A 21991-nucleotide genomic window follows, 5' to 3' on the forward strand; every position below is an offset into this window, starting at 1 on the left:
CAGGCGTACCATCGGCCATGCGCGAAGCGCAGCCCGATCGATGCAGCCGGAAGGAGGAGCGCATGTATGCCGCCATCCGTCACGCCAAGGCGAAGACTGGTAGCGCCGAAGAACTCGCGCGCCGGATCAAGGAAGGCGCAATTCCGATCATCAGCGACGTCGAAGGCTTCATGGCCTATTACGTGGTCTATGCCGGCGACGACACGGTCACCGCGATCAGCGTCTTCAACAATCATGCCGGCGCCGAGGAAGCCAACCGCCGCGCATTGGCCTGGATCGATGACAATCTCGGCCCATTGCTGGTCGGGCAAGTCACGGCGATTGCGGGTCCAGTGATCGTGCACACCAAGGCATGAGGGCCGCAACCGGATTGCCGGTCCGGTGATCGTGCACACCAAGGCGTGACGGCCGCTTCCCCGGCAGAGTTCGCCCGGCAGAATTTTCCTGCGGCACGTCTAGCGCGTACCGCATCATCGCGATCTCCTTGAATTCGCTGACGCGCCGGATGGCACGCCAATTGCTCCGCGGTTGCAGCATTGCAACGGGGACAGCGCGCGCAGATGACGTCGATCTCGGCCTTTGGACCAGTCACAGCCAGCATGACGACTGGCACACTGAAGAAGCCGCTGACGGCCGACGCTAGCGGATCCACGCAAGCTGCCGGCGGCAACCCATCCGACGGCACCATCGAGCAGGAATTTCTCAAATACGCGCAGATGAGCCCGATGGACCGCATGCGCGCGAACATCCTCAAGAGCATGGGTCTGTCGGAGCAGGACCTGAAGACCATGACGCCGGATCAGCTCGCCGCGGTCGAGCAGAAGATCAAGCAATTGATCGAGCAGTCGCTTCAGAAGAACGCCGGCAAGGCCGGCCAGGCGGTCGACATCTCGGCGTAGCGACGTCGCGCGGCGAGCGCCTGGACGGAGCTATCGGAGCTCCGATCCACGCGACAATCGCCAGAGTTCGCGGTATGATGGCGCAACCGCCACGTGGGCCGACCGATCACGGACACGACCGCCATGGGCACAAGGCCGAGCACGGTCATGAAGCTCGTCGCACATGCGTCCTGCGGCGCCGTCGGCGCCTTTGTGTTCGGCCTGTGCCTCGCAGCCGCGATCAGGCGCTTCGATGGCCTCTATCTCGCTGTCACGGTTCTATTCGCGATCCCTGTCGTCTCCGACTGGTTCTGGACGCGCCGTGAGGTTCGCCAGCTCGCTGCCGGCGATGCCGCCAATCAGCAGGCAACTCAATTCCTCTGGTCATATCTCTTCATCACCATGCTCTCGTCGGGCTTTGGCATCGCGGTGATGGCCGTGGTCTTGCAGTCGGCAGACTTCACGCGAACATTCGGCGCAATCGTGTTCGGCGTGCTTACGTGCATCGGAATCTACCCGCTGGTCCGCGACGCAAAACGCCTTGCCGATACAGTGGAGCCGCGAACAATCCCTTGATCATTCATCCGCTCCGCGCTGGCGCGCTAGGCGGACACGGCTTCCGGCATCGGCATTCCGCGCAAGGTCATGAACGATCTGCCGAGCATCGCCTCGATCTTCGTCGCCGCCAGCCACAGCAGCGCACCGCAGGTCAGGTCGATGACGTAATGGCCGCCGATCGGAAGCGTCGAGACGAGGACGAGGAGATTCCAGACCAGCGTGATGCCGAACAACCACCGTGTGCCGATCGTCGCGAAAATCGTCATCAAGGCAAGACAGGTGTGGAACGACGGAAAGGTCACCACGCCCTGCAGATTGCTCAACGACAATTCCGGAGACGCCCCGTTGCGGAAGTACTCGAACTTCGCGAGATGATAAATCCCCGCGTGCTCGGGCAGCGCATCGAGGATCGCGACGGGATGGTCAAAATAGACAAAGGCCCCCTTGGCAGGCCAGAACACCGAAAACATCGTCGACGCAACGATCGTCAATGCGAAAACGAACGCCAGTTGCCAAAGCTTGTCGAAGCGCTTTGTCGCCGCCAGCAGCACGAACAGCGCGGCCACCTGGACGAAGGAGCTGCAATAAGCGGCGGCGAGCAGCTCGGTCAGCCAGGGATGCTTTGCAAACCACAAGATGATGGACGGCAAATCGATCCCGATGACGCGATCGGCGTCGGCGAGACTGTCATCGATCAGGGGAAACTTGTATCTCAGGCCAACCAGGCTGATCGTTGCTGCCGCTGCAGCCGACCAGAAGAACACGGCAACCGCTCCTGCCAGGTTGGACAGAACCGGCGCGGACCGCCATCTGCCATAGACGGTATCGACGGCAAGGTGAAACCCCATCGGGCCCAAGAACAGCGCCAGACTTTCGGGCTCGACGGCGATCTCGAATCTCCAGAGCAGGAAGCCGGCGAAACCGCTGGCCGCGATGCCGATCAACCACGCGCCGCGCTCGACCCGCTGATGGGGTTGCGGGATGCGAGTTTCCTCGCTCGTGGCTGCTGTTCTCGGAGAGGCCTGCTGTGCGATATCGGTGTCGGCCGATGTCGCGGTCCGTGACGGACCAACCAACTGACTGAACATTGCGACTGCCATTCCAACGGGCGACTCGACACGAGGCCCGCTCATTCCACAGCTACAGGTTTAGCAGCCACGCCTTCGATTGCATTGGTAAGCCGATACAACCGGTGGCATGCCGCCGGTCTTTCGTATCCGACGGTGAATGATCTATTTCCCGATGTTGCTGACAACGGGACTGGAGTTCCCGTGTGCAGAACTCAGGTTCCCGGCGGGTCCGGGCTATTTGGGGCGGGCCCGTCGCTCAGGACCACGAAAACCTTGCCGCCGAAGTCGTATCGCGCGACCTCGCGCATGCCGAGCCGCAGATGCGCCTTGAGCGAGCGCGGATTGTCTTCCCTGATGAACAGGATCGCTTCGCGGGCGGGAAAAATTGCCTGAAGCCTTGCGTAGAGCGCGTCGAGAACGCCGAGGCCACGCGCGTCAGGGGAGACGCACACAGGGCCATACACATACGCACCGGGGCCGCCCGGCCAGGCCTTCAGCATGGCTTGCACCGGCGCGGCCTCGCCAAATCCTTTCTCCGACGTCAGGAGCGCGCCGAGCAACCTGCCCTCATCGCCGGTCGCGATGACGATCGATTGCCCGCTTGCGATGCGCGTTGCAATCACCTCGCGCGGCCATTGCCCGAGCAGCATGCCGCCGCGATCGCCGGCGTTGGCTGTCAGCAGCGCCGAGATCGCTTCCGCATCCGACGATGTAGCGAGCCTGGTCTCGATCATCTCGGACGGACCGAAACAGCGGGCCACATGCCGGCGCAGTTCATGCCTTCTTCTTCGCGGTTGCGCGAGCGCCCGCGGCCGCTTTCTTCGTCGGCTTCTTCGTAGTTTTGCTGGATTTGGCCTGGTTGAGCTCGATCGCAGCCCGGATCAGGGCTTTCAGCGCGCGATCATTGATCCTGTCGCCCTCGAACAGATCGATCGCGCGCCGCACATTGCCTTCGAAGCCGGTGTTGAACAGCTTGTCGGGGTCCGGAAGTTGCGCGCCGTACATGAAGGTCAGCTTCACCTTGCCCTTGTGGGCGTTGCCGACCGCGATGATGCCGTCGCGCGACCACACCGGGCTGCCCATCCACTTCCATTCCTCGATGATTTCGGGGTCGGCGGCGAGGATGCTCTTGCGCAGGCCGGCGAGCGTCTTGCCGCGCCAGTCGGTGAGATCCTCGATCATCTGGTCGATACGTTCCGATGCCGTCATTGCTGCCTCGCGTTCCCAGCCAGTCCCATGCAATCACACTTGTGAGGCGGAGGTCGATCCTCCCTGCATCCGCCGCGGCGCCAGATAGGGCAACGCGAACAGATACAGGCCGCTGAGCAGCATCAAGATCAGCGGGAACAGCGCCAGCAGGCCGATCCAGACGGCTTGCTGCTGCAGGACCATCGCGACGATGTTGATGATGACGGCAACCGTAAAGGCGATCGAGAGCCAGCGGTGAAATTGCCTGATGCAGTTGTTCCGGTTCAATGTGACCTCCTGTTGGATGATGTGTGTAAAATCGTCATTGCGAGGAGCGAAGCGACGAAGCAATCCATCTATCCGTACATGCGGCACGATGGATTGCTTCGCGGAGCCTGTCATCGGGCGGCGCAGCGCGCCGACCCGTTGGCTCGCAATGACGAGAGACGATCAGCCTTCCCGCACCAGCAGCTGATCGAGATTCTCCAGGAACTGTTTCCACCCGGCATGGGCGCCGCCATAGGCCTGCTTCTGATGCGGCTGGAAGCCGGACTGCTCGACGCGCAGGTGGGTGCCCTTCGCCGTCGGCGTCAGCGTGAAGACCACCACGCTCTCGAGATTGTAGGCGGCATCCGCATGTGCGAAATTCCAGGTGTAGGACAGCGTCTTGTGCGGCTCCACGGCCAGCACCTTGCAGTCCAGCACGCCGCCCCACTCGCCGCGCAGATTGAAACTGTGCCCGACCTCGGGCTTGAAGTCGTTCTTCATCAGCCACTCCTCCATCAGATGCGGTTGCGTCAGCGCGCGCCAGAGCTTTTCCGGCGGATGGGGAAATTCGCGCTCCACGATTGCGGAGCGCGTCTCAGGGGTGGTCTTGTTCATTGGTCCATCCTTTTGAGCAGATCTTCGAGGTGGTCGAACCGGTTCTGCCAGAAGCCCGCCATCTGGCTGGTCCAGTCGATCAGCGGCGCCAGCGCGCCGAGTTGTGCGCTGTAATGCGTCTGCCTTCCTTCATGGCGATCGCGCACCAGCCCGGCCTGCTTCAGCACGCCGAGATGCTTTGACACCGCCGGCTGCGAGATTTTTGCCCGCGCCGTCAGCGCACCGACGGTCTGCTCGCCCTCGCGGCACAGGCGCTCGAAGATCGCCCGGCGGGTCGGGTCTGCGAGGGTTCGAAACAGCGCGTCGTGAGCGTCCGGCATTTTGTGATCAATAACCCGTTGGCTATGGATTAACGTATAACTGAGCAGCTATGGATTGGTCAAGTGAGAAGTAGAGAAAATCTACCGGAGTCCTGACTGACTTCATTCTCGAGCAGTTTCGCGTAAATCGGCCGCGCCGACGCACTCATAACTGACTGGCTATCTCCTGGCCGCTGAGTTGCCCGTCGGGCAACGATGCAAGACTCGGACAATGCGTGTCGCGAGAACGCGGATGTGTGGCTCACGGATCGCCCCACACTCACCGTCGTCCCGGCGAAGGCCGGGACCCATAACCACAAGAGGCTGTTGTTGAGCGCCGCTGGAACGACAAGTCCCGTCAACTACAATTGCTGCGGCGTATGGGTCCCGGCCTTCGCCGGGACGACGATTGTGGATACGGCCGATGCCAGCCTACGCATGCACCTCGTTGCGACGGCGCTGCGCATGACCTACACATATCGCGCTGATGCGGTCCTTGTTCACGGAGAACCTTGATGTGCCAGCTCTGCGAGATCACGCTTCCCAGCCGAACCTCCCGGCGCGTCTTCCTCGCTGCTGCGGCGTGCACCGCGGCCAGCCTCGCCCTGCCACCGGCTGTGACGGCCAAGGAAACAAAACCGTCGCCGAAGCCGCAGAACGTGCTGCCGCCGGACGCCGCGCTCGACCGGCTGGTGAAGGGCAATCTCCGCTATGTCGAAGGCGTCTCGCGGCGGCATGATTTCAAGCACGAGCGCGAGGCGCTTGCCGGCGGACAGAACCCGTTCGCCGGCATCCTGAGTTGCGCAGACTCCCGCATCGCGCCGGAATACGCCTTCGACACCGGCCGCGGCGACCTGTTCGTCTGCCGCGTCGCCGGCAATTTCGCCAGCGACGAGATGATCGCGAGCCTGGAATATGCGCAGTCCGTGCTCGGCGTGCCGCTGTTCATGGTGCTTGGCCACGACAGCTGCGGGGCGGTCGACGCCGCGATCAAGTCGCTAAAGGACAACACCACCCTGCCCGGCCATCTGCCCGAGCTGGTCACCGCGATCGCGCCTGCGGTAAAGGCGACCGAGGGCAAGCCGGGCGACCGGCTCGCCAACGCCATCAGGCAAAACGTCATCGACAATGTCGCGAAGCTCAAAACGGCAACGCCGATCCTTAGCGCTGCGGTCGATCAGGGCAAGCTCAGGATCGTCGGCGCGGTCTATCGGCTGACAGACGGCAAGGTCGAGCTGGTCACGGACGCCAAGCGACCGGCGACTTGAACCTCGGCGCCACCTGCGACCACTGAAGCCAAGTACGACATCGCGTGAGTGACATGGAGAAGCCGGATGTGGCGCCGGCGCGGATGGATTGCTGGAGTGCTGCTCCTGGCCGTGGCCCCGTTGCCGGCGCGCGCCGGCGTCGAGCCCTGCAACACGGCGCAGAAGCGGATCGAAATGACCGCGGTGCTCCGCCATGCCGCGGAGGATCGGCCGGTCAACATCACCTTCGCAACCCGGGCCGATGGCGTGAAGCTGCCCGCCGCCGTGATCGAGCAATATCCCGAGGAGATCACGATCATCCTGCAGCACGAATTCGATCGCCTTGTGGTGAAGGATGACGGCTTCGAGGTCGGCGTCTGGTTCAGTCGCAAATATGCCAGGCTGGCCGTGCCGTTCGACGCGATCAGGAGCCTGTGGGACGGCAAGGTTCTGATGTGCACGAACAATCAACTGTAGGAAACAGTGACGTCGCGGCGCAGAAAGCATGCAAAGTCAGGTGAACGCCGCTTCCACCTTGCCGAGCCCATCGAGCTCCATCACGACCGCGTCGCCGGCCTTCAGCCACAGCGTCTTGACCAGGCTGCCGGTCAGCACGATCTGGCCGGCATGCAGGCCACGGCCTTCAGCGGCGAGATGATTGGCGAGCCAGGCGAGCGCGTTGTGCGGATGGCCGAGCACGTCGGCGCCGGTGCCGCGCCCCTCCTCCTTGCCGTTGACGAGCGCGCGTCCGGTGACCTTGCGCAGATCAGGCACGGTGATGCGCGGCACGGCTTCGCCGAGCACGCAGCCGGCGGCGAAGAAGTCGTCGGCAATCAGCGTCGGCGCGCCGAGCGTCTCCCATTTGACATAGCGGTCGTCGACGATCTCGATCGCCGGATGGTAGGCCTCAATCGCCTCCGCGACCCATTCGGCGGTGAACGGCGCCTCGCCGGGCGCGAGACTGCGCGCCAGCCGCACCGCGATCTCGCATTCGACGCCGACATGGACGAAATCGGCCGCCGGCAGCCGCACGCCGCTTTCATGCACGACCTTCTCGAACACGCCGCCGCCGCAGGGGTGCGGGATGTTGATGTATTTCTGCATCACCGCGCTGGTGCAGCCGATCTTGTAGCCGACGAGGCTGCCAACTTGCGGCTGCAGCAGATCGTGCAGCGCGTATTGCACCTGATAGCCTTCGGCCTCGTCGCGCGGCACGATGTCTTTGGCGAGCGCCTTGAGCGGCGCGCGGCTGCGGCGCGCGCTGGCGATCGCCTTTGCGGCCGCGAGGATCCGTTCCATCTGCGCAGCCTCCCTGAAGTTCTCCGGCGGCGCGGTGGCGCCTCCGTCTGCTCACGGCAATTCAGCACTCGCCGACGCGTCTGGCAAGCACGCCGGACGGGAGAGGCCGTCAGGCCTTGACCAGACCGAGCCTGATCAGGCTCTCGGCGGTCACGACGATCATCTCCTCATTGTCGCGCGGACGCCAGCCGAGCAGGTTCTGCGCCTTGGCGCTGGTCGAGCGGCGCACCTTGCCGAGCAGCGGCAGGGTGGCGCGGGCCAACGGGTTGCGGCGCGCGGCGAGCCGGATCATCCAGTCCGGCGCCTGGAACCGGGGCACGCGCCGCGCCTTGCTGCCGAGTTTCCTGCGCAGCACCCGGGCCACCTGCAGCACCGATAGGGTCTCGCCGCCGACCGCGAGGAACCGCTCACCGCTGGCCTTGGGCGATGTCATGGCGCGCAAATGCAGGTCGGCGACGTCGCGCACGTCGACGAGGCCGAAATGGATCCGGGGCACCGCCGGCATCGCGCCGTCGAGCAGCGCCTTGATGATTACGATCGACTCGGAGAAATCAGGCCCGAGCGCAGGGCCGAACACCGCGGTTGGGCGGCAAGCTCGAGGCCATTGCCTTCGCGCGCGACGAAATCCCAGGCGGCGCGCTCGGCCAGCGTCTTGGATTTCGGATAGGCCTGCACATCGGGGCCATCGAGATTCGACCAGGTGGTCTCATCGAACGGCTTGGTTTGCGGCGGATGGCCATAGCCGATCGCCGCAAACGACGACGTCACGACCACGCGCTTGACGCCGGCGTCGCGCGCCGCGCGCAACACTCGTAGCGTGCCTTCGCGCGCCGGAACGATCAGCTCGTTCTCGTCCTCCGGCACATGCGCGCCGAGCGGTGATGCGACATGCAGCACGTAGTCGCATCCCGCGGCCGCCTCGCGCCAGCCGGCATCGCGCGTGAGGTCGGCGGTCACGAAGCCGACCTGGTCGGCTGCAAGCGCGCCACCCTCGCGCAGCATCGCGATCACGTCCTTGCTGCGATCCGGATTGCGCAGCGTGGTTCGCACCGTATGCCCGTCGGCAAGCAGCTGCAGAATTGTATGCACGCCGATGAAACCGGATCCACCCGTGACCAAAACCGTGCTCATGTCCCTAGCCTCTTCATGGTTCGGCAGATGGGGCACACATTGGGCCGCCCACCCTGCACAGGCCGCATCTGGTCACTATCTGACGTTGGACAAGTAGAATGAAATTCGAGACCGGTATGGAAAACAATACCAGCGAACTGTGTGACGGCGGTGAATGCGAGAGCTGCCCGACCGCCCCCAATCTGCTGATCGAGTTCAAGGGCGCGATCCACGCGCTCGGCGGCAAATGGAAGCTCGAGATCCTGTTCACGCTGATGAACGGCGCCGTGCGATTCGGCGCGCTGCGCCGCGCGCTGCTGCCGATCACCCAGCATATGCTGACCGCGCAACTGCGCGAGCTCGAGCGCGACGGGCCGGTGTCGCGCAAGGTGCTCGCCGAAAAGCCGTTGCAGGTCGCATACGAGCTGACGGATTCGGCCTGGGGCCTGACGCCGGCTTTCCGCGAATTGCTGGCGTGGTCGAAGACCTACGGCCCGCGCCGTCGCTCAGAGGCAAGCGAGACGACACTCGGGGCCGGACTGGCCTGAACGTCGTCTCGCCTTCAGAGCGGCACGCGGTCAACCCATGCCGAGCGCGCGCCGGATCGCGATCTCGGCCGGCGAATAAACGCCATCGTCACGCTCGAGCCGGTACGGCTCGGCAGGACTGAGCGACGGTTGCGCCATGAAGCGCGGCCTGGTGCCCCGGTGCTTCTGCGCGGCATGTACCAGGAACGGATGGCACAGATAGACCGTGCCCGCTTCACCCGTCGCCAGCGCGAGCTCGCAGTCGGCACCCATTTGCGCGAGGTTCATCCGCGCGCGTCCGGCCTCGCCCGCCGGCGCCAGATGACGCGCCATCGGAAAGTGCGAGCCGACCCTGATCCGGGTCGGCGCGTCGTCATCGCCGACATCGGAGAACAGGAACAGCATCAGCAGCGCCCGGCCGCGCGAGTTGACGTTCACCCGCCATGCCGAGAAGTCGCTCCGTTCGTTCGGATCGCAATCCTCGCCGGGAAAGCTGACATCGACATGCCAGCCGGCATCACCGGGATCGTCCGGATGCGGGAACCGCACCGGGAAGGTCCCGATGTTGTGGCGCGGGGACCAGCGGCCGGGACCTGCGATCTGGTCGAACGCCCGATGCAGCAGCGGCGAGTTGATCGCCAACCGGAACGGCTCCTCGCCATAGCCGGGCAACCGCACCACCGGTCGCGTCCAGGTCGAGGGATCATGCTCGCTGCACGGCAGGTCGCGCCACATGATGGCACGTCCCGCATCGGCGAGTTCGCGGGGAAAGGCGTTGTCGATCCGGACAAAGCCCTGTTCGATGAATTGCTCGATTTGCGCGTCGCTGAGCGCACGCGTGTCGTCTCGATCGGTCATGATTGTCTCTCAAATCGTCGCCAGCCGTCGATGCTCCGCTGCGCGCGGAGTTGGCCGGCTCATTCGGTTCACTGGAATCCCGCGAGGCCGAGCGCGCGGGGACGATCAGCGCTTCCGTACGGAAGCGTGTTTCCTGGCGGAAACGAGATCAGTCCAGAAAGAAGACCGATGCGATGTTGAGCGTGCATGTCATCATGGCGGCGCGAACCTACAACCGGTGCGCGCCGGAATCAATCAGTGGGGGCGATCCGCCACCACTACTCGTCGCGATAGACCTTCTCGCGCTTCTCGTGGCGTTCCTGCGCCTCCACCGACAGCGTCGCGATCGGGCGGGCTTCGAGCCGCTTCAGCGAGATCGGGTCACCGGTCTCTTCGCAATAGCCGTAGGTGTTGTCTTCGATGCGCTGGAGCGCCGCGTCGATCTTGGAGATCAGCTTGCGCTGACGATCGCGGGCTCGAAGTTCGATCGCGCGGTCGGTTTCCGAGGAAGCTCGGTCCGCGAGGTCGGGGTGATTGACGTTCTCTTCCTGCAACGTCTGCAGCGTGACCTTCGATTCGCGGAGGATCTCATCCTTCCAGGCCAGCAGCTTGGCGCGGAAATAATCACGCTGCCGCTCATTCATGAAAGGCTCTTTTTCAGTCGGCCGGTAGTTCTTCAGCTTTTCCAAAGGCAGCCATGTCCCTGTCTGGCGGAGGGAACAAAACCCCTCCGCGCGGCGCCTTATATAGCCACGTCATGTGACAGACAATATCTGCCACCGCGAAAGGCGGGCTGCCCCCAAGGCCTTGCACAGGCAAACTTATCCGCCCTGCCTGGAGCCAGCCCTTCCCCCTCTCCTCGCCCGTCAGTAGCCGACCGTAAAACGCTGCCGAATATGGGCGGGGCGCTCGATTTCGTCGGCGAGTGCAACTGCGAAGTCCTCGAACGAGATCGAGCTCTTCCCGTCGGCTGCGGTCAGAAGCTGGTCGGACCCGAGCCGGAACTTGCCGGTCCGCTCGCCCGCCACGAACAGCGCCGAGGGCGACAAAAAGGTCCAGTTCAAGTCCGTTTCCTGGCGCAGCAGGTCGAGGAACTCGGCCCCCTTCGAGGCCTCGGCCTTGTACTGGGCCGGGAAGTTCGGCGTGGTCACCAGGCGGACGCCCGGGGCCACCTCGAGGCTGCCGGCGCCGCCGACCACGAGATAGCGGCCGACGCCGGACGCCTTGGCAGCCCCGATCAGCTTGGCCGGGTCGCTGACGCTGAAATGGACGGAACTGATTGCGGCATCGTGGCCGGCCCATAGCGCGGCCAGGGCGGCCTGGTCGTTCACATCCCCCTTCACGACGGTGACGCCCGGCAGGGTTGCGATCTTCTCCGGGTTGCGGGCGATGGCGGTCACGGTATGGCCGCGTCGGGCGAGTTCCGCGGTAAGGCGCGAGCCGGCCTGGCCGGACGCGCCGGCGATGGCGATCTTCATCAAAGTCTCCGATTGTTGGTTTCCAATGGTGACTAGATAGCGAAATGCATGTAGGTGTGAAGAAGGCACTCTTGTCTCACCTGATTACGCCGGAGTAACCCGATGAAAGCCGCCAGCCTGAAACCGGACGCCTATGCCGCCAATTGCCCGACGCGCCAGATCCTCGACCGGGTCGGCGACAAATGGGCGGTGCTGATCCTGCTGCTGTTGCGCAACGAGCCGATGCGCTTCAACCAGCTTCGCCGCGCCATCGAGGGCATTTCGCAGAAGATGCTGTCGCAGGTGTTGAAGAGCCTGGAGCGCGACGGGCTGCTGCGTCGCCGTGCGATCGCAACCGTTCCGGTCACCGTGGAGTATTCGATCACGCCGCTCGGATCGACGCTCGCCGAAGCGGTCGATCCGCTGCGCGACTGGGCTGAGCAGAATCTGAAGGAGGTGCTGGCCGCGCAGCGCCGCTACGACACGCAGCGCAAGGCACTGGCGGCCTGAGGCACTGCCTGCCAGCGTGAGATAGGTCAGGTGATCGAGAGGAGCCTAATACTGCCCGGCCTTGGCGAGCTCGACTTCGACGCGCAGTTCGATCTCGCCCAGCACGGCATCGAGGCCGGGGTCACCGGAGGATTCCTTCAGGCTCGCCGCGGCGTCGCGCAGCCGGTTCACGGTGGAGGAATCGAAATTGCCGGACAGCAATCCGAGCTTGAGCGCGTCGAGCACGTCGAGGGCGCCCTTGCCGCGCGCCACCGAGCGCTTGCGGCGTTCGGTCGGGTCTTCGACGCCCTGCAGCGCGAGCAGTGCATCGAGGCTGGTGGCGGCCTTCGGCGCAGCGGTGGAGCGAACCTCCTCCTGCGCGCTAGTCGCATCCGGCAGCGAGAAGCCGCTCGACGAGCTGCGCCGCGTCGAGCTGGTCGACGTGCCAAGCGTGGTGCCGTTCGGTCCGTAGATGCGCATCGTCATGATCCCGCAGGCCTGAATGCCGCGAGCATCGCCGTTTTATGGTTAACGGTGCGTAAACGACCCGGCAATTTCTGCCGCCGCACGGCAGTTTCGCGCTCCCTGACGAACCGGAACCGAACGGCGGTCCAACAATTTCGATAAATATATCAATACATTGCCTCAACGAAACGAAGTGGCACGCGGCTCGCATGGTTAATGGCGGATCGCCGTCATGGGAGTGTCGCGTGATCCGCGAGTTGCAGTTCGAGGGGAGCATTGGATGCCCGGCATCCGCATCGTAAGCATATTCGGGTTGGCCTGCGCCGCGCTGCTGGCGCTGGCGGCCTCCGTCATGCCGGCGGCCGCGACGTCGCGGATCAAGGATCTCGCCAATATCGAGGGCGTGCGCCAGAACCAGTTGATCGGCTACGGCCTCGTGGTCGGCCTCAACGGCACCGGCGACACGCTGAACAACATCCCCTTCACCAAGCAATCGCTGCAGGCGATGCTCGAGCGCATGGGCGTCAACATCCGCGGCGCCACCATCCGCACCGGCAACGTCGCCGCCGTGATGGTCACCGGCAATCTGCCGGCGTTCGGCACCCAGGGCACGCGGATGGACGTCACCGTCTCCGCGCTCGGCGACGCCAAGGATCTGCGCGGCGGCACCCTGCTCGTCACCCCCCTGCTCGGCGCCGACGGCAACGTCTACGCGGTCGCGCAGGGCACGCTGGCGATCTCCGGATTCAACGCCGAGGGCGAGGCCGCCAAGGTGGTGCGCGGCGTGCCGACGGTCGGCCGCATCGCCAACGGCGCGATCATCGAGCGTGAGATCGAGTTCGCGCTCAATCGCTTGCCCAATGTCCGCCTCGCGCTGCGCAACGCCGACTTCACCACCGCCAAGCGGATCGCCGCCGCGGTCAACGACTATCTCGGCGTCAAGACCGCGGAGCCGCTCGATCCCTCCACGGTGCAGCTCTCGATCCCGCCGGAGTTCAAAGGCAACGTCGTCGCCTTCCTGACCGAGATCGAGCAATTGCAGGTCGAACCCGACCTCGCCGCGAGGATCGTGATCGACGAGCGCTCCGGCATCATCGTGATGGGCCGCGACGTTCGCGTCGCCACCGTCGCGGTGGCGCAAGGCAACCTCACCGTCACGATCTCGGAGAGCCCGCAGGTCAGCCAGCCCAATCCGCTGTCGCGCGGCCGCACCGTGGTGACGCCGCGCAGCAATGTGCAGGTCACCGAGGACGGCAAGAAGTTCGCCGTCGTCAAGGACGGCGTCTCGCTGCAGCAGCTCGTCGACGGCCTCAACGGCCTCGGCATCGGACCGCGCGATCTCATCAGCATCCTGCAGGCGATCAAGGCCGCCGGCGCGATCGAAGCCGACATCGAGGTGATGTGATGGGAAGCCTGATCAACAGCACCACCGGCAGCATGCCAAACAAGGCGCTGATGCCGATGTTCAATGGCCGCCCCGATCCCGTGCTGCAGGATGCGATGAAGAAGGTCTCGCCGCAGCAGATCACCAAAGCGAAGGCGACCGCGACCGATTTCGAATCGATGTTCCTCAATACGATGTTCTCGCAGATGACCACCGGCCTGAAGGGTGAAGGCCCCTATGGCGACACGGTCGGCACCGGCGCGTGGCGCTCGATGCTGACCGACGAATATTCGAAGAATTTCGCCAAGGCGGGCGGCGTCGGCATTTCCAACGAAGTGTTCCGCTCGCTGATCCTGCAGCAGGCCAACAAGAGCTAATTCGGTTTTCAAGGAGCAGCGCGATGAATCAGCGTCCACAGCAGCATCGGCCGGCCGCGCGGCCCGCGACGTCGACGCCTCCTGACGTCGCACGTCTCGCCAACGAGCTGACCGAAGTGATGAGCGCACTGCTCGCCGTCGTCGAGCAGGAGACCGAGCTCGTCCGCGCCGGCAAGATCCGCGAGGGCATGCAGCTCGAGGCACAGAAGTCGGAGCTGTCGCGGCGCTACATGCTCGCGGTCGAGCACCTGAAATCGATGCAGAAGATGCTGTCGCAGACCGAACCCGAACTGCTCGCCACGCTGCGGCGTCACCACGAGACGTTCCGCGCCATGCTGCAAGTCAACCTGACCGTGCTTGCGACCGCACACGCGGTCTCCGAAGGCATCGTGCGCGGCGTCAATGCCGAGGTGCAGCGCCGCAACATCCCGAACACCTATACCGCGAACGGACAGCGCGCCACGCCGGGTCCGCGCAACATGACGCCGATCGCTGTCAGCCGCACGCTCTGACGCGCACGCCGACAATTTAGTTCAATTCGGCGCGCTCGCGGCAGCGCGGCATTCAGCGTGTTCCCTAACAGCCTGTTGAGAGGTTCCACGTAGAGTTGCGGATCGTGAGGGGTTGGGATTTGACTCAAGCAAACTAGTGCCTGTGCACTACGAGGCTGCCATGAGTACAGATTTCAACATCAAGCCGGTGGGGACACCGGTTGCAGCGCCGATAATCACTCCTGTGAGTGATACGGCGCAGAAGGCGGTGAAGACCGAATTGCCCGCGAGCCAGAGCGTCACTGCTCCGGAGCCGAGCGTGCGCGTCACGATCGATCCCAACGCCGTCAATGCGTCGCTCTCAAATCAGGCGCCGTCGGTCACCGACCAGGTCATCATCGACCGCGACGCGCGTGCCGTGGTCTATCAGGTGGTCGACAATCGCACGAACCTGGTGGTGAGGCAGTTTCCGGAAGAAGCCGTATTGCGCCGCCGCGCCTATTTCCACGCGCTCGATCTCAGCAAGGACGCGCCGACGCGGGCGCGCGCGACCGACCGCCGCGCATAACGCAAGCGATCGGGCCCCTCACTTCTGTGTGGCGTAGGCCTTGTCGAGGTAGGTCGATCCGGTGGCCGGATCGGTGACGACATTGGCGATCAACGCAGTCCCCTGCTGCACCAGCGAGAACTTGGTATCGCCGACCCGGAACGAGCCGTCCTTGATCAGGACGTCCTGATACTTGCTGGTGCCGTCGCTCTGATAATGGACCTTGGCGCGGAAGCCATCGACGTTCGACACCGAGATGTTGAACGACTTGTTGTTGGCGTACTTGCCGCTCCAGCTGCCCTCATAGAGCTTCGGATCGACAGCCACATACGGCGTCTTTGACGGAACCGTCAGGCCGGCGGCCTTGTAGTTGGCCGACAAGATGCTCAATACGTCCGCCATGCCGAGGGCTCCGTCGTGAACCGGTCGATCAGGCGCGGCCCGAGAGGCCAGCGGCGATATTGCAGTTGATGTCGATCAGCGACTTCAGCTTGGCCGGGTCCGGATTCATCTGGATGTCGATGGTCTGCTTCATCACGAACACACTGATGTTCGCGATCTTCTGACGCACCTCGAGCGGTTGCGGATTGTCGGCGCCCTCTGCGGCGCTAAGAAAGATCGACCACAGGCGGCGATTGAACAGCAATGCATGATCGAGCGCCTTGTCGAGGCCGTTCCAGTTCGCCTGGACTTCCTGCAGCTGCCGCGCGGCCTTCAACAACGCCTGCGCTTCGATTTCACGGGGGGAGGCCGTCGTCGTTGACGTACGGGCGTAGGCCTGGGCTGCATTCGACATTAATAACCTCGATGGGATGCGGATTTCTCGGGCCGCGGAGACGCAATTCTAGCGCTCGATATTTATGCATCCGGCGCCTTTAAATATGGTTAGCAGGCGTTACGAAATGCGCCGTTCTGACGGCAGGGAAAGACACCGTAATATCCCGGAGACAAAGAAAAACGGCGGGGTTTCCCCCGCCGTTGTCGAAGTGCTTGTCGGTGCGTTTAGCGGAGCAGTTGCAGCACGCTCTGCTGCGACTGGTTGGCCAGAGCAAGCGCGGACACCGCGATCGACTGGCGGGTCGACAGCGCCTGGCTGTTGGCCGCTTCCTCGTTGGTGTCGGCCAGCGTCAGGTTCGACGAACCGGTCTGCAGCACGTTGATCAGGTTCTTCGAGAAGTCCTGACGGATCTGCACGATCGACAGGTTCGAACCCAGCGTCGAGGCTTCGCTGCGCAACGAGGAACTCGCCGAGCTCAGCGACGCAATGACGCTGTTCGCCGAGTTGTTGTCGAGGAAGTCGGTGCCGGCGGCCAGCGATTTCAGGCCGAGGCCGGTCGCATTGAAGGTGACGCCGCTGATCGCGAGCGTCGACTTGCCGGTCTCGTTGAAGGTCAGCTTCAGGTTGTCGCCGTTCAACAGGTTGATACCGTTGAACGAGGCGTCCTGCGCCGTGGTCGTGATCTGCGCGATGGTGTTGTTGTACTGCGTCACCAAGGCGGCGCGCGCCGACTGCGAGGCCGGGTCGGCAACCGGAGCCGTGCCGGCTGCGCTGAACGTCGCAGTGCCGCCGCCGGTGTTGGTGAAGGTCACCGCACCGATCGTCGAGGACGCCGCATCGTTGGTCGTGGTGATCACGAGCTTGTTGGAGCTGTCGAGGCTCGCAGTCAGGTTGCTGGCCGCGAGCGACGCATTCAGCTGCGTCAGCGAGCTGCTGGCCCCGAAGGTGAAGCTGAAGGCGGGCTGACCGGCCGAGGCCGCGATCGCCAGCACGTCGCCGCTCTTGATCGTGGTGCCGTCGACGAGGTTGGCGGACGTGCCGCCGAGCGCCGCGGTGGAGGTGACCTGCGACCTCGTGGTGTAGCCGGTCGGGCTCTGCAGCACCTGGTTGGCGATCGACTTTGCGGTATCGACCAGCTTCTGCAGCGAGGTGATGCCGGTGTTGGCAGCCTGCAGCACCTGCACACCATTGCCGATGCCATCGAGCAGGTTGTTGATGTCGCTGGCGCGGTTGTCGAGCGACTGTGCGGTGAAGAAGTTGGTCGGGTTGTCGAGCGCCGTGTTGACCTTCTTGCCGGTGGCGAGACGGTTCTGCGTGGTGGAGAGCAGATCGGCGGTGGACTGGAGGGAGAGGAGGTTCTGACGAACGGAGGAGGAGAGAATGATACCGGACATTTTCATACCTTTCTGGTGTGAAACTGAGGAAAAAGCCGCGCCAATCCTTTCTGATCGGGCGGATGGCCGATCCTGCCGGTCAAGCCTCGAAGGAAAAAGAAATCTCCAACGCGGCATTTAAGGCAAATGCCGAAGAATAAAATTGTCGCCATTGGGCGAAGTTCGCCGCGAAAACTACTGAGACGATTGCCAATTTCGGCCGAGGGCTGCTTCCCGCGCGGCCCCGCCGTTCACCAAGCGTTAACCATCATGGGAAAGGATCGCTGTCGCATCGGCCCCGGGCCGCAACGGCGGCTGCTAAGCAGCGCCGAACATGTTCCGCTAGCGGCGATATCGCGCGACTGCCGGCAAAGGAGAACGGTCATGGCCCTGAAGGTTGAACTGAAACCGAACGAGCGCATCATCGTCGGCAATTGCGTGATCACCAACACCGATCAGCGCGCCCGCCTGTTGATCGACGGCGACCGCATCCCGATCCTGCGCGAGAAAGATATCCTGACGCCGGAGACCGCGGACACGCCGGCGAAGCTGATCTATCTCGCGGTGCAGCTGATGTATCTGTCGCCGGACCCGATGGCGCACCACCCGACCTATTTCAGCCTGGTGCGCGACATCATCACCGCGACGCCCAGCGCCTGGCCGTTCATCGAAAGCGTCAACAACTTCATCCTCAACGGCGATCTCTATCACGCGCTGAAGGAATCCAAGAAGCTGATCGCGCACGAGGAGAAGCTGCTGGAAACCGCGCGCGGCCGGCAAACCGGCAATCAGGACGATACCCGCAAGAGCGCCTAGAGCTTCTCGTTCCGGCGCGTTTTCTTCACGCGAACCGGCATCCACTTCGGTTGAGAACGCGCTAGCCCTCGCCTGAACGAAAAAGGCCTCCGCGAGGAGGCCTTTTTGCTGGCTGGAGATGAGAGCGAGCGTTCAACCGGGCGGCAGATATTTCAGCAGCGTGGTCTGATACAGCATCGACGTGGTCTGGTACGACGCCTGCAGGCTGGTCTGCAGCGCCAGGATCTTGGTCGCGACCTCGTCCTGATTGACGCCCTCGACCGAGTCGAGCATCGTCTCCGCCATGGCCTTGAGCTGGGTCTGACGATCGGTGGCCGCCTTGGTCGCCGTCTGCGCGCCGGCGAACTCGGCCTGCACGTCCTGGATCTGCTGCTGGCCGTTCTGCGGCGCGAGATTCGCGCTGACGCGCTGCGCGAGCGCCGTCACCTGCGCATTTGCATTTGGATTGCTGGCGTAGGTGGTCACCGCCGCATAGACCGCGACGTTCTGCAGCATGTAACGGAACGCCTGTTCGTTGGCGCGCGCGCCATACTGCACGGTGATCGACTGATCGACCTGCGCGACGGCGGTGCCGCGCGCCGATCCCGGGCCGTTCTCGCCGGTGTACCAATACACGGTGTTATCAGGCGTGCCCGCGACCAGGTTGGTCGCCGTGTCGAACGGCGGTCCCCCTACCCTGAGCGGCGCCGGGGTCGCGGTCGTGTTGTTGGCGATGCCGAGCGCGCCGAGTGCGGCCGTGTTGGAGCTCGAGATCGAGAGGTTCGCGCCGTCGGCGCCATGGAGCGTGATCGCACCGTTGCTGATGGTCGACGGGTTCTTGGTGCCGCTGACCTGGTCGATCTTCGCCATCAGCGTCTGGACGCTGTCGGTGATGTTGAGCTGGTTGCCGGTGGCACCCGAGGCAACGAAGGTGATCGGCGTGCCGTTGACGGTGATGGTGTCGCCGGCCGCGAAGCTCGTCGACAGCGAGTTGGTGCCCGCTGCGCCCGAAAGGGCCGTGGTGCCGCTGATCGGCGCCGGTGGCGCGTTCTGGTTGTTGACGGCGGCGCCCGCGACGGTCGCGACCGGATTGAAGAAGTTGTTGGACGCCGCGACCGCGGAGGCCGCCACCAGCGACGTGTCGCTCAGCGTCTTGATGGACGACGTCAGCGTCGACTGAAGGTTGGCGGTCGTCGCCGTGGTGTCGGTGCCGATCAGAAACGAGCCTGCCGGCGGCGGGTTCGTGGTCGTCGCCGTGAGCTCGATCGCATCGGTGGTGCCGTCGGGCAGCGTGAAGTTGAACTTGATCTTGTCGCCATCCTTCGGATTGACGGCGCCGAGATCGACCGAGGTGGACTTCGGCGTACCGGCCGGCTGGGTCACGGTGGCGCCCGTCAGTGACGACTGCACCGACAGCAGCTTGAGGCCGAACGGCGAGCCGTCCTCGGCGACGCTGGTCACTGTCGTGGTCGCCGGCGGCGACGAGACGCTCAGGCGTCCCATCAGGCTGGTGCCCTGATCGGCCTGCTTCCGCTCGTTGATGAGCTGGGTGAGGCCGGCCTGGGTTGCCGTGCCCTTCAACATGGTGTCGGCGGACACCGTGGCCGGCGTATCCATGGCGCGGCCGGAGAACAGATAGCGGTCGCCCGACTGGCTGTTCAGCATCGCAACCGCATTGGAGAACGCGGCCTGCGCCGTGATCTGGCCCGACGTCTGCCCGCTGTTGTTGAGCGTCAACGTCGCGGTCGTCGCGGCATTCTTCACCTGGCTCCCGACGTCGGACAGCCCCTGCAGTGTGAGGTTGGCGACACCGAGGCGGGTGTTGAGGTTGGTCGCAGTATCCGAGAACGCGTTGATGCCGCTGATCTGGGCGCGCAGGCTGAGCGCGAAGCCGCGATCAAGCCCCTGCCCTGCATAGGTCGTCGATACCTTGCCGGTCGCAAGCTGCGTCGTCAGGTCATTGAGCTGACTGCGCAGGTTGAGGATCGTGGTGCCGATATAGGAAGTTCTGCCGCTTACGCCGTCGATCGACATGTTACCCTCACGTGAGCTGCAGCAGCGCGTCGTACATCTGCTTGATCGACGACATCACGCGCGCGTTGGCGGAATAGGCATTCTGCAGCGACAGCAGATGCGCCATCTCCTCGTCCATGTTGACGCCGGAGGTCGAGTCCATCTTGGTCTGCAACGTATTCAGCACGACGTCCTGACCATCGGCCAGTTGCTTGGCCGCCGTCGCCGATTCGCCCTGCTGGCTGATGAACTGCTTGGCAAAGTTCAACAGCGTACCGGTGAACGGCGCGCCTGACGTACCGAGGCCGGTCTTCGGCGAATAACTGTACGACGCGTTCGACAGCTGGTTCAGAATGAGGTTGGCGCGCGTGGTGTCGCCGGCCGGGGTCTGCGGATTGGTCGAGTACACGACCATGCGCGAGGGATCGCCGACCAGAGCGGTGTTGACACTGATGCGCGCGGCAAGGCCGGTCGACTGCGAGCCGTTCGCGGTGATCGCGCCGGTGTAGAGCCCGCCATTGTCGGTGAACAACGGAAGCTGCGGATCGCCCGACGTCAGCGACGAAACGGTCGACGTGACCGACGCAGCGGTCACATCGGCCTTGTTGGCGGCGCCGTCGTCGAGCACGCGCAGCGTCGACCCGGAGGGATTGGAGAATTGCAGACCGGTTCCGCCGAGCGCGCCGTTAAGCTGCGACAGCACCGAGCTCATGCCGCCGGAGAAATCCACACCCAGCACCTCGTCGTTCGGATCGACGGTTGCGTTGTTGCTGAGCGGCAGCACGCTCGGATCGTCGACGCGGACGAGCGACAGATTGTGCGTGATGCCGGTGGTGTTGTCCTTGTAGGAGACGTGAATGGTGTTGCCGCTCTGCAGCCCCGAGAGATCGAGGTCGAAGCCGGACTGCGCTCCCGCCGTCGCCGCGGTGCCCGCCGTCGTCTTGTCCGACACCGCGCTCGACATCGCGGCGGCGAACTGGTCGATCTGCGTCTGGGCCTGCGCCAGCGTGTTGTCGCGCAGCTCGAGGTAGGCGGCGATCTTGCCTGACCGGATCGAGTTGGTCGACACCATGTCATAGGTGCCGCCATGCGGGAAATTGATGGTAATGGTGCCGACGGTGCTCTTGGTCGGGTCGGTATTGTATTGCGTGTTGGGCGTCATCGTGCCCTGGGCGTTGAAGCTGAGCGTCGCCGCCTCGGTGCCGACCAGCTGCACGCCGGAATTGGTGAACACGGTCACCTGGTTCTGGCTGTTGGTAACGGTGCGGATGTCCATCAGCTGCGAAAGCTGGGTGACGTAGCGATCGCGCTGATCGAGCAATGCCGCGGTCGAGGCGTCCTGCGTGCCGCCAGTGGCCTGCAGCTGGACATTGAGGCGCGCGATCTGCTGCATCGCATTGTTGGCCGTGGTGACGGAGTCGCTGATGCCCGCCTCGGCGTTGGCGCGCAGCGACTGGATTCCCTGCGAGGTCGCGTTGAGCTGCTGCGCCATGGATTGCGCGGCATTGACGACGCCGATCCGGGCCGACTGCGAGTCCGGACTGGTCGACAAACCCTGCAGCGCAGTCAGGAACTTGTTGTAGGCATCCTCGATCGTGCCGGTGGAGTCCGGATTGCCGTAGACGCCCTGCAGATTGGCAAGGAAGCTGGAACGGACGTCGGCGTAGGACGCGCCCGACGTCTCGGTGCGAAGCTGGGTCTGCAGGAATTCGTCGAGCTGGCGGTTGACGCCGGTGATGAGAACGCTCGACCCGAACTGGCCGGTGGTGCCGGTATCCTGGTTGAGCGTCTTCCTGACGTAGCCGGGCGTCTCCGCGTTGGCGACGTTCGACGAGACGAGCGAGAGCGAGGCCTGCGTGGCGCGCAGGCCGGACATCGCGGTGGAAAGGGCTTGGCTCAAACCCATGATGTGTACTCGCCTTTACTG

The 21991-nt window shown here is 64.1% G+C and carries 28 protein-coding genes and 1 pseudogene; 12 read left to right on the forward strand and 17 right to left on the reverse strand.

Annotated features, from left to right (window positions below):
* The first annotated feature begins 62 nt into the window (after window positions 1-62).
* The 3 genes from ACE103_RS27465 (at window position 63) to ACE103_RS27475 (ending at window position 1454) form a co-directional block, all read left to right on the forward strand.
* Window positions 63-356 carry an antibiotic biosynthesis monooxygenase gene (locus ACE103_RS27465; RefSeq protein ID WP_176530232.1) on the forward strand — a complete coding sequence of 98 codons (294 nt, stop codon included), beginning with the start codon at window positions 63-65 and terminating at the stop codon, window positions 354-356.
* 243 nt (window positions 357-599) lie between these two features.
* Complete coding sequence (locus ACE103_RS27470; protein ID WP_375775606.1) at window positions 600-899, forward strand: hypothetical protein; 300 nt, start codon at window positions 600-602, stop codon at window positions 897-899.
* Window positions 900-1046: 147 nt separating this feature from the next.
* Window positions 1047-1454 carry a hypothetical protein gene (locus ACE103_RS27475; protein WP_223970230.1) on the forward strand — a complete coding sequence of 136 codons (408 nt, stop codon included), beginning with the start codon at window positions 1047-1049 and terminating at the stop codon, window positions 1452-1454.
* A gap of 26 nt (window positions 1455-1480) precedes the next feature.
* Here ACE103_RS27475 and ACE103_RS27480 read toward each other — a convergent pair whose 3' ends face one another.
* From ACE103_RS27480 to ACE103_RS27505, 6 genes are all read right to left on the reverse strand, one after another.
* Window positions 1481-2524 carry a phosphatase PAP2 family protein gene (locus tag ACE103_RS27480; RefSeq protein ID WP_375775607.1) on the reverse strand — a complete coding sequence of 348 codons (1044 nt, stop codon included), beginning with the start codon at window positions 2522-2524 and terminating at the stop codon, window positions 1481-1483.
* A 194-nt stretch (window positions 2525-2718) separates the two neighbouring features.
* Complete coding sequence (locus tag ACE103_RS27485; RefSeq protein WP_223970225.1) at window positions 2719-3240, reverse strand: GNAT family N-acetyltransferase; 522 nt, start codon at window positions 3238-3240, stop codon at window positions 2719-2721.
* A gap of 40 nt (window positions 3241-3280) precedes the next feature.
* The gene (locus ACE103_RS27490; protein ID WP_375775608.1) at window positions 3281-3715 is read right to left on the reverse strand and encodes a DUF1801 domain-containing protein; all 435 of its coding nucleotides are present in this window, start codon (window positions 3713-3715) and stop codon (window positions 3281-3283) included.
* A gap of 33 nt (window positions 3716-3748) precedes the next feature.
* Window positions 3749-3982, reverse strand: a complete 234-nt coding sequence (locus tag ACE103_RS27495) for a hypothetical protein (RefSeq protein WP_375775609.1) — start codon at window positions 3980-3982, stop codon at window positions 3749-3751.
* Between the two features lie 162 nt (window positions 3983-4144).
* Window positions 4145-4576, reverse strand: coding sequence for an SRPBCC domain-containing protein (locus ACE103_RS27500; RefSeq protein ID WP_375775610.1), 432 nt, complete (start codon window positions 4574-4576; stop codon window positions 4145-4147).
* Window positions 4573-4896, reverse strand: a complete 324-nt coding sequence (locus tag ACE103_RS27505; RefSeq protein WP_375775611.1) for an ArsR/SmtB family transcription factor — start codon at window positions 4894-4896, stop codon at window positions 4573-4575. Before ACE103_RS27505 ends, ACE103_RS27500 begins: the two co-directional genes overlap by 4 nt.
* A 494-nt stretch (window positions 4897-5390) precedes the next feature.
* Between ACE103_RS27505 and ACE103_RS27510 the strand changes: the two genes are divergently transcribed.
* Complete coding sequence (locus ACE103_RS27510; RefSeq protein WP_375775612.1) at window positions 5391-6143, forward strand: carbonic anhydrase; 753 nt, start codon at window positions 5391-5393, stop codon at window positions 6141-6143.
* A gap of 96 nt (window positions 6144-6239) precedes the next feature.
* A complete protein-coding gene (locus ACE103_RS27515; protein ID WP_375775613.1) occupies window positions 6240-6599 on the forward strand; it encodes a ClpXP protease specificity-enhancing factor SspB in 360 nt (119 codons plus the stop codon).
* 36 nt (window positions 6600-6635) lie between these two features.
* On the opposite strand, the gene ACE103_RS27520 is transcribed toward ACE103_RS27515, so the two are convergent.
* Entirely contained in the window at window positions 6636-7421 is a 786-nt protein-coding gene (locus ACE103_RS27520) for a 2-keto-4-pentenoate hydratase (RefSeq protein WP_375775614.1), read from the reverse strand.
* Between the two features lie 109 nt (window positions 7422-7530).
* A pseudogene (locus tag ACE103_RS27525) lies at window positions 7531-8552 on the reverse strand (SDR family oxidoreductase).
* Window positions 8553-8650: 98 nt separating this feature from the next.
* Here ACE103_RS27525 and ACE103_RS27530 point away from each other — a divergent pair.
* A complete protein-coding gene (locus ACE103_RS27530; protein WP_375775615.1) occupies window positions 8651-9079 on the forward strand; it encodes a winged helix-turn-helix transcriptional regulator in 429 nt (142 codons plus the stop codon).
* 30 nt (window positions 9080-9109) lie between these two features.
* Here ACE103_RS27530 and ACE103_RS27535 read toward each other — a convergent pair whose 3' ends face one another.
* From ACE103_RS27535 to ACE103_RS27545, 3 genes are all read right to left on the reverse strand, one after another.
* Window positions 9110-9916, reverse strand: coding sequence for a phytanoyl-CoA dioxygenase (locus ACE103_RS27535; RefSeq protein ID WP_375775616.1), 807 nt, complete (start codon window positions 9914-9916; stop codon window positions 9110-9112).
* Between the two features lie 257 nt (window positions 9917-10173).
* Window positions 10174-10539: an RNA polymerase-binding protein DksA gene (dksA, locus tag ACE103_RS27540; RefSeq protein ID WP_021077973.1), complete on the reverse strand. Its 366-nt coding sequence runs from the start codon at window positions 10537-10539 to the stop codon at window positions 10174-10176.
* A gap of 222 nt (window positions 10540-10761) precedes the next feature.
* Window positions 10762-11373, reverse strand: a complete 612-nt coding sequence (locus tag ACE103_RS27545; RefSeq protein WP_375775617.1) for an NAD(P)-dependent oxidoreductase — start codon at window positions 11371-11373, stop codon at window positions 10762-10764.
* A 102-nt stretch (window positions 11374-11475) separates the two neighbouring features.
* On the opposite strand from ACE103_RS27545, the gene ACE103_RS27550 reads away from it, so the two are divergent.
* Window positions 11476-11862, forward strand: a complete 387-nt coding sequence (locus tag ACE103_RS27550) for a winged helix-turn-helix transcriptional regulator (RefSeq protein WP_375775618.1) — start codon at window positions 11476-11478, stop codon at window positions 11860-11862.
* Window positions 11863-11907: 45 nt separating this feature from the next.
* On the opposite strand, the gene ACE103_RS27555 is transcribed toward ACE103_RS27550, so the two are convergent.
* Entirely contained in the window at window positions 11908-12321 is a 414-nt protein-coding gene (locus tag ACE103_RS27555) for a flagellar assembly protein FliX (protein ID WP_375775619.1), read from the reverse strand.
* A gap of 265 nt (window positions 12322-12586) precedes the next feature.
* On the opposite strand from ACE103_RS27555, the gene ACE103_RS27560 reads away from it, so the two are divergent.
* The 4 genes from ACE103_RS27560 to ACE103_RS27575 all read left to right on the forward strand — a co-directional run bounded on the left by ACE103_RS27560 (window position 12587) and on the right by ACE103_RS27575 (window position 15126).
* Window positions 12587-13711 (forward strand): flagellar basal body P-ring protein FlgI, encoded by a 1125-nt coding sequence (locus ACE103_RS27560; RefSeq protein ID WP_223970201.1) that lies wholly within the window; start codon window positions 12587-12589, stop codon window positions 13709-13711.
* Window positions 13711-14067, forward strand: coding sequence for a flagellar assembly peptidoglycan hydrolase FlgJ (gene flgJ / locus ACE103_RS27565; RefSeq protein WP_373851884.1), 357 nt, complete (start codon window positions 13711-13713; stop codon window positions 14065-14067). The genes ACE103_RS27560 and flgJ overlap by 1 nt, the downstream gene beginning before the upstream one ends.
* A 23-nt stretch (window positions 14068-14090) precedes the next feature.
* The gene (locus ACE103_RS27570; RefSeq protein ID WP_375775620.1) at window positions 14091-14579 is read left to right on the forward strand and encodes a hypothetical protein; all 489 of its coding nucleotides are present in this window, start codon (window positions 14091-14093) and stop codon (window positions 14577-14579) included.
* Window positions 14580-14739: 160 nt separating this feature from the next.
* Window positions 14740-15126 (forward strand): hypothetical protein, encoded by a 387-nt coding sequence (locus tag ACE103_RS27575; protein ID WP_375775621.1) that lies wholly within the window; start codon window positions 14740-14742, stop codon window positions 15124-15126.
* 18 nt (window positions 15127-15144) lie between these two features.
* On the opposite strand, the gene ACE103_RS27580 is transcribed toward ACE103_RS27575, so the two are convergent.
* The 3 genes from ACE103_RS27580 to ACE103_RS27590 all read right to left on the reverse strand — a co-directional run bounded on the left by ACE103_RS27580 (window position 15145) and on the right by ACE103_RS27590 (window position 17277).
* Window positions 15145-15507 carry a hypothetical protein gene (locus tag ACE103_RS27580; protein WP_050403499.1) on the reverse strand — a complete coding sequence of 121 codons (363 nt, stop codon included), beginning with the start codon at window positions 15505-15507 and terminating at the stop codon, window positions 15145-15147.
* Window positions 15508-15535: 28 nt separating this feature from the next.
* Window positions 15536-15901, reverse strand: coding sequence for a flagellar biosynthesis regulator FlaF (gene flaF / locus ACE103_RS27585; RefSeq protein WP_212310070.1), 366 nt, complete (start codon window positions 15899-15901; stop codon window positions 15536-15538).
* 206 nt (window positions 15902-16107) lie between these two features.
* A complete protein-coding gene (locus ACE103_RS27590; RefSeq protein ID WP_212310071.1) occupies window positions 16108-17277 on the reverse strand; it encodes a flagellin in 1170 nt (389 codons plus the stop codon).
* A 363-nt stretch (window positions 17278-17640) separates the two neighbouring features.
* Here ACE103_RS27590 and flbT point away from each other — a divergent pair, with 363 nt between their 5' ends.
* Complete coding sequence (gene flbT, locus ACE103_RS27595) at window positions 17641-18072, forward strand: flagellar biosynthesis repressor FlbT (protein WP_375775622.1); 432 nt, start codon at window positions 17641-17643, stop codon at window positions 18070-18072.
* 132 nt (window positions 18073-18204) lie between these two features.
* Here the strand turns inward: flbT and ACE103_RS27600 are convergent, their stop codons facing one another.
* Window positions 18205-20085 (reverse strand): flagellar protein, encoded by a 1881-nt coding sequence (locus tag ACE103_RS27600; protein ID WP_375775623.1) that lies wholly within the window; start codon window positions 20083-20085, stop codon window positions 18205-18207.
* 7 nt (window positions 20086-20092) lie between these two features.
* A complete protein-coding gene (gene flgK, locus ACE103_RS27605) occupies window positions 20093-21970 on the reverse strand; it encodes a flagellar hook-associated protein FlgK (protein WP_223970193.1) in 1878 nt (625 codons plus the stop codon).
* Window positions 21971-21991: the final 21 nt, after the last annotated feature.

This window comes from Bradyrhizobium sp. ma5 (genome assembly GCF_042258955.1).
GTDB lineage: Bacteria > Pseudomonadota > Alphaproteobacteria > Rhizobiales > Xanthobacteraceae > Bradyrhizobium.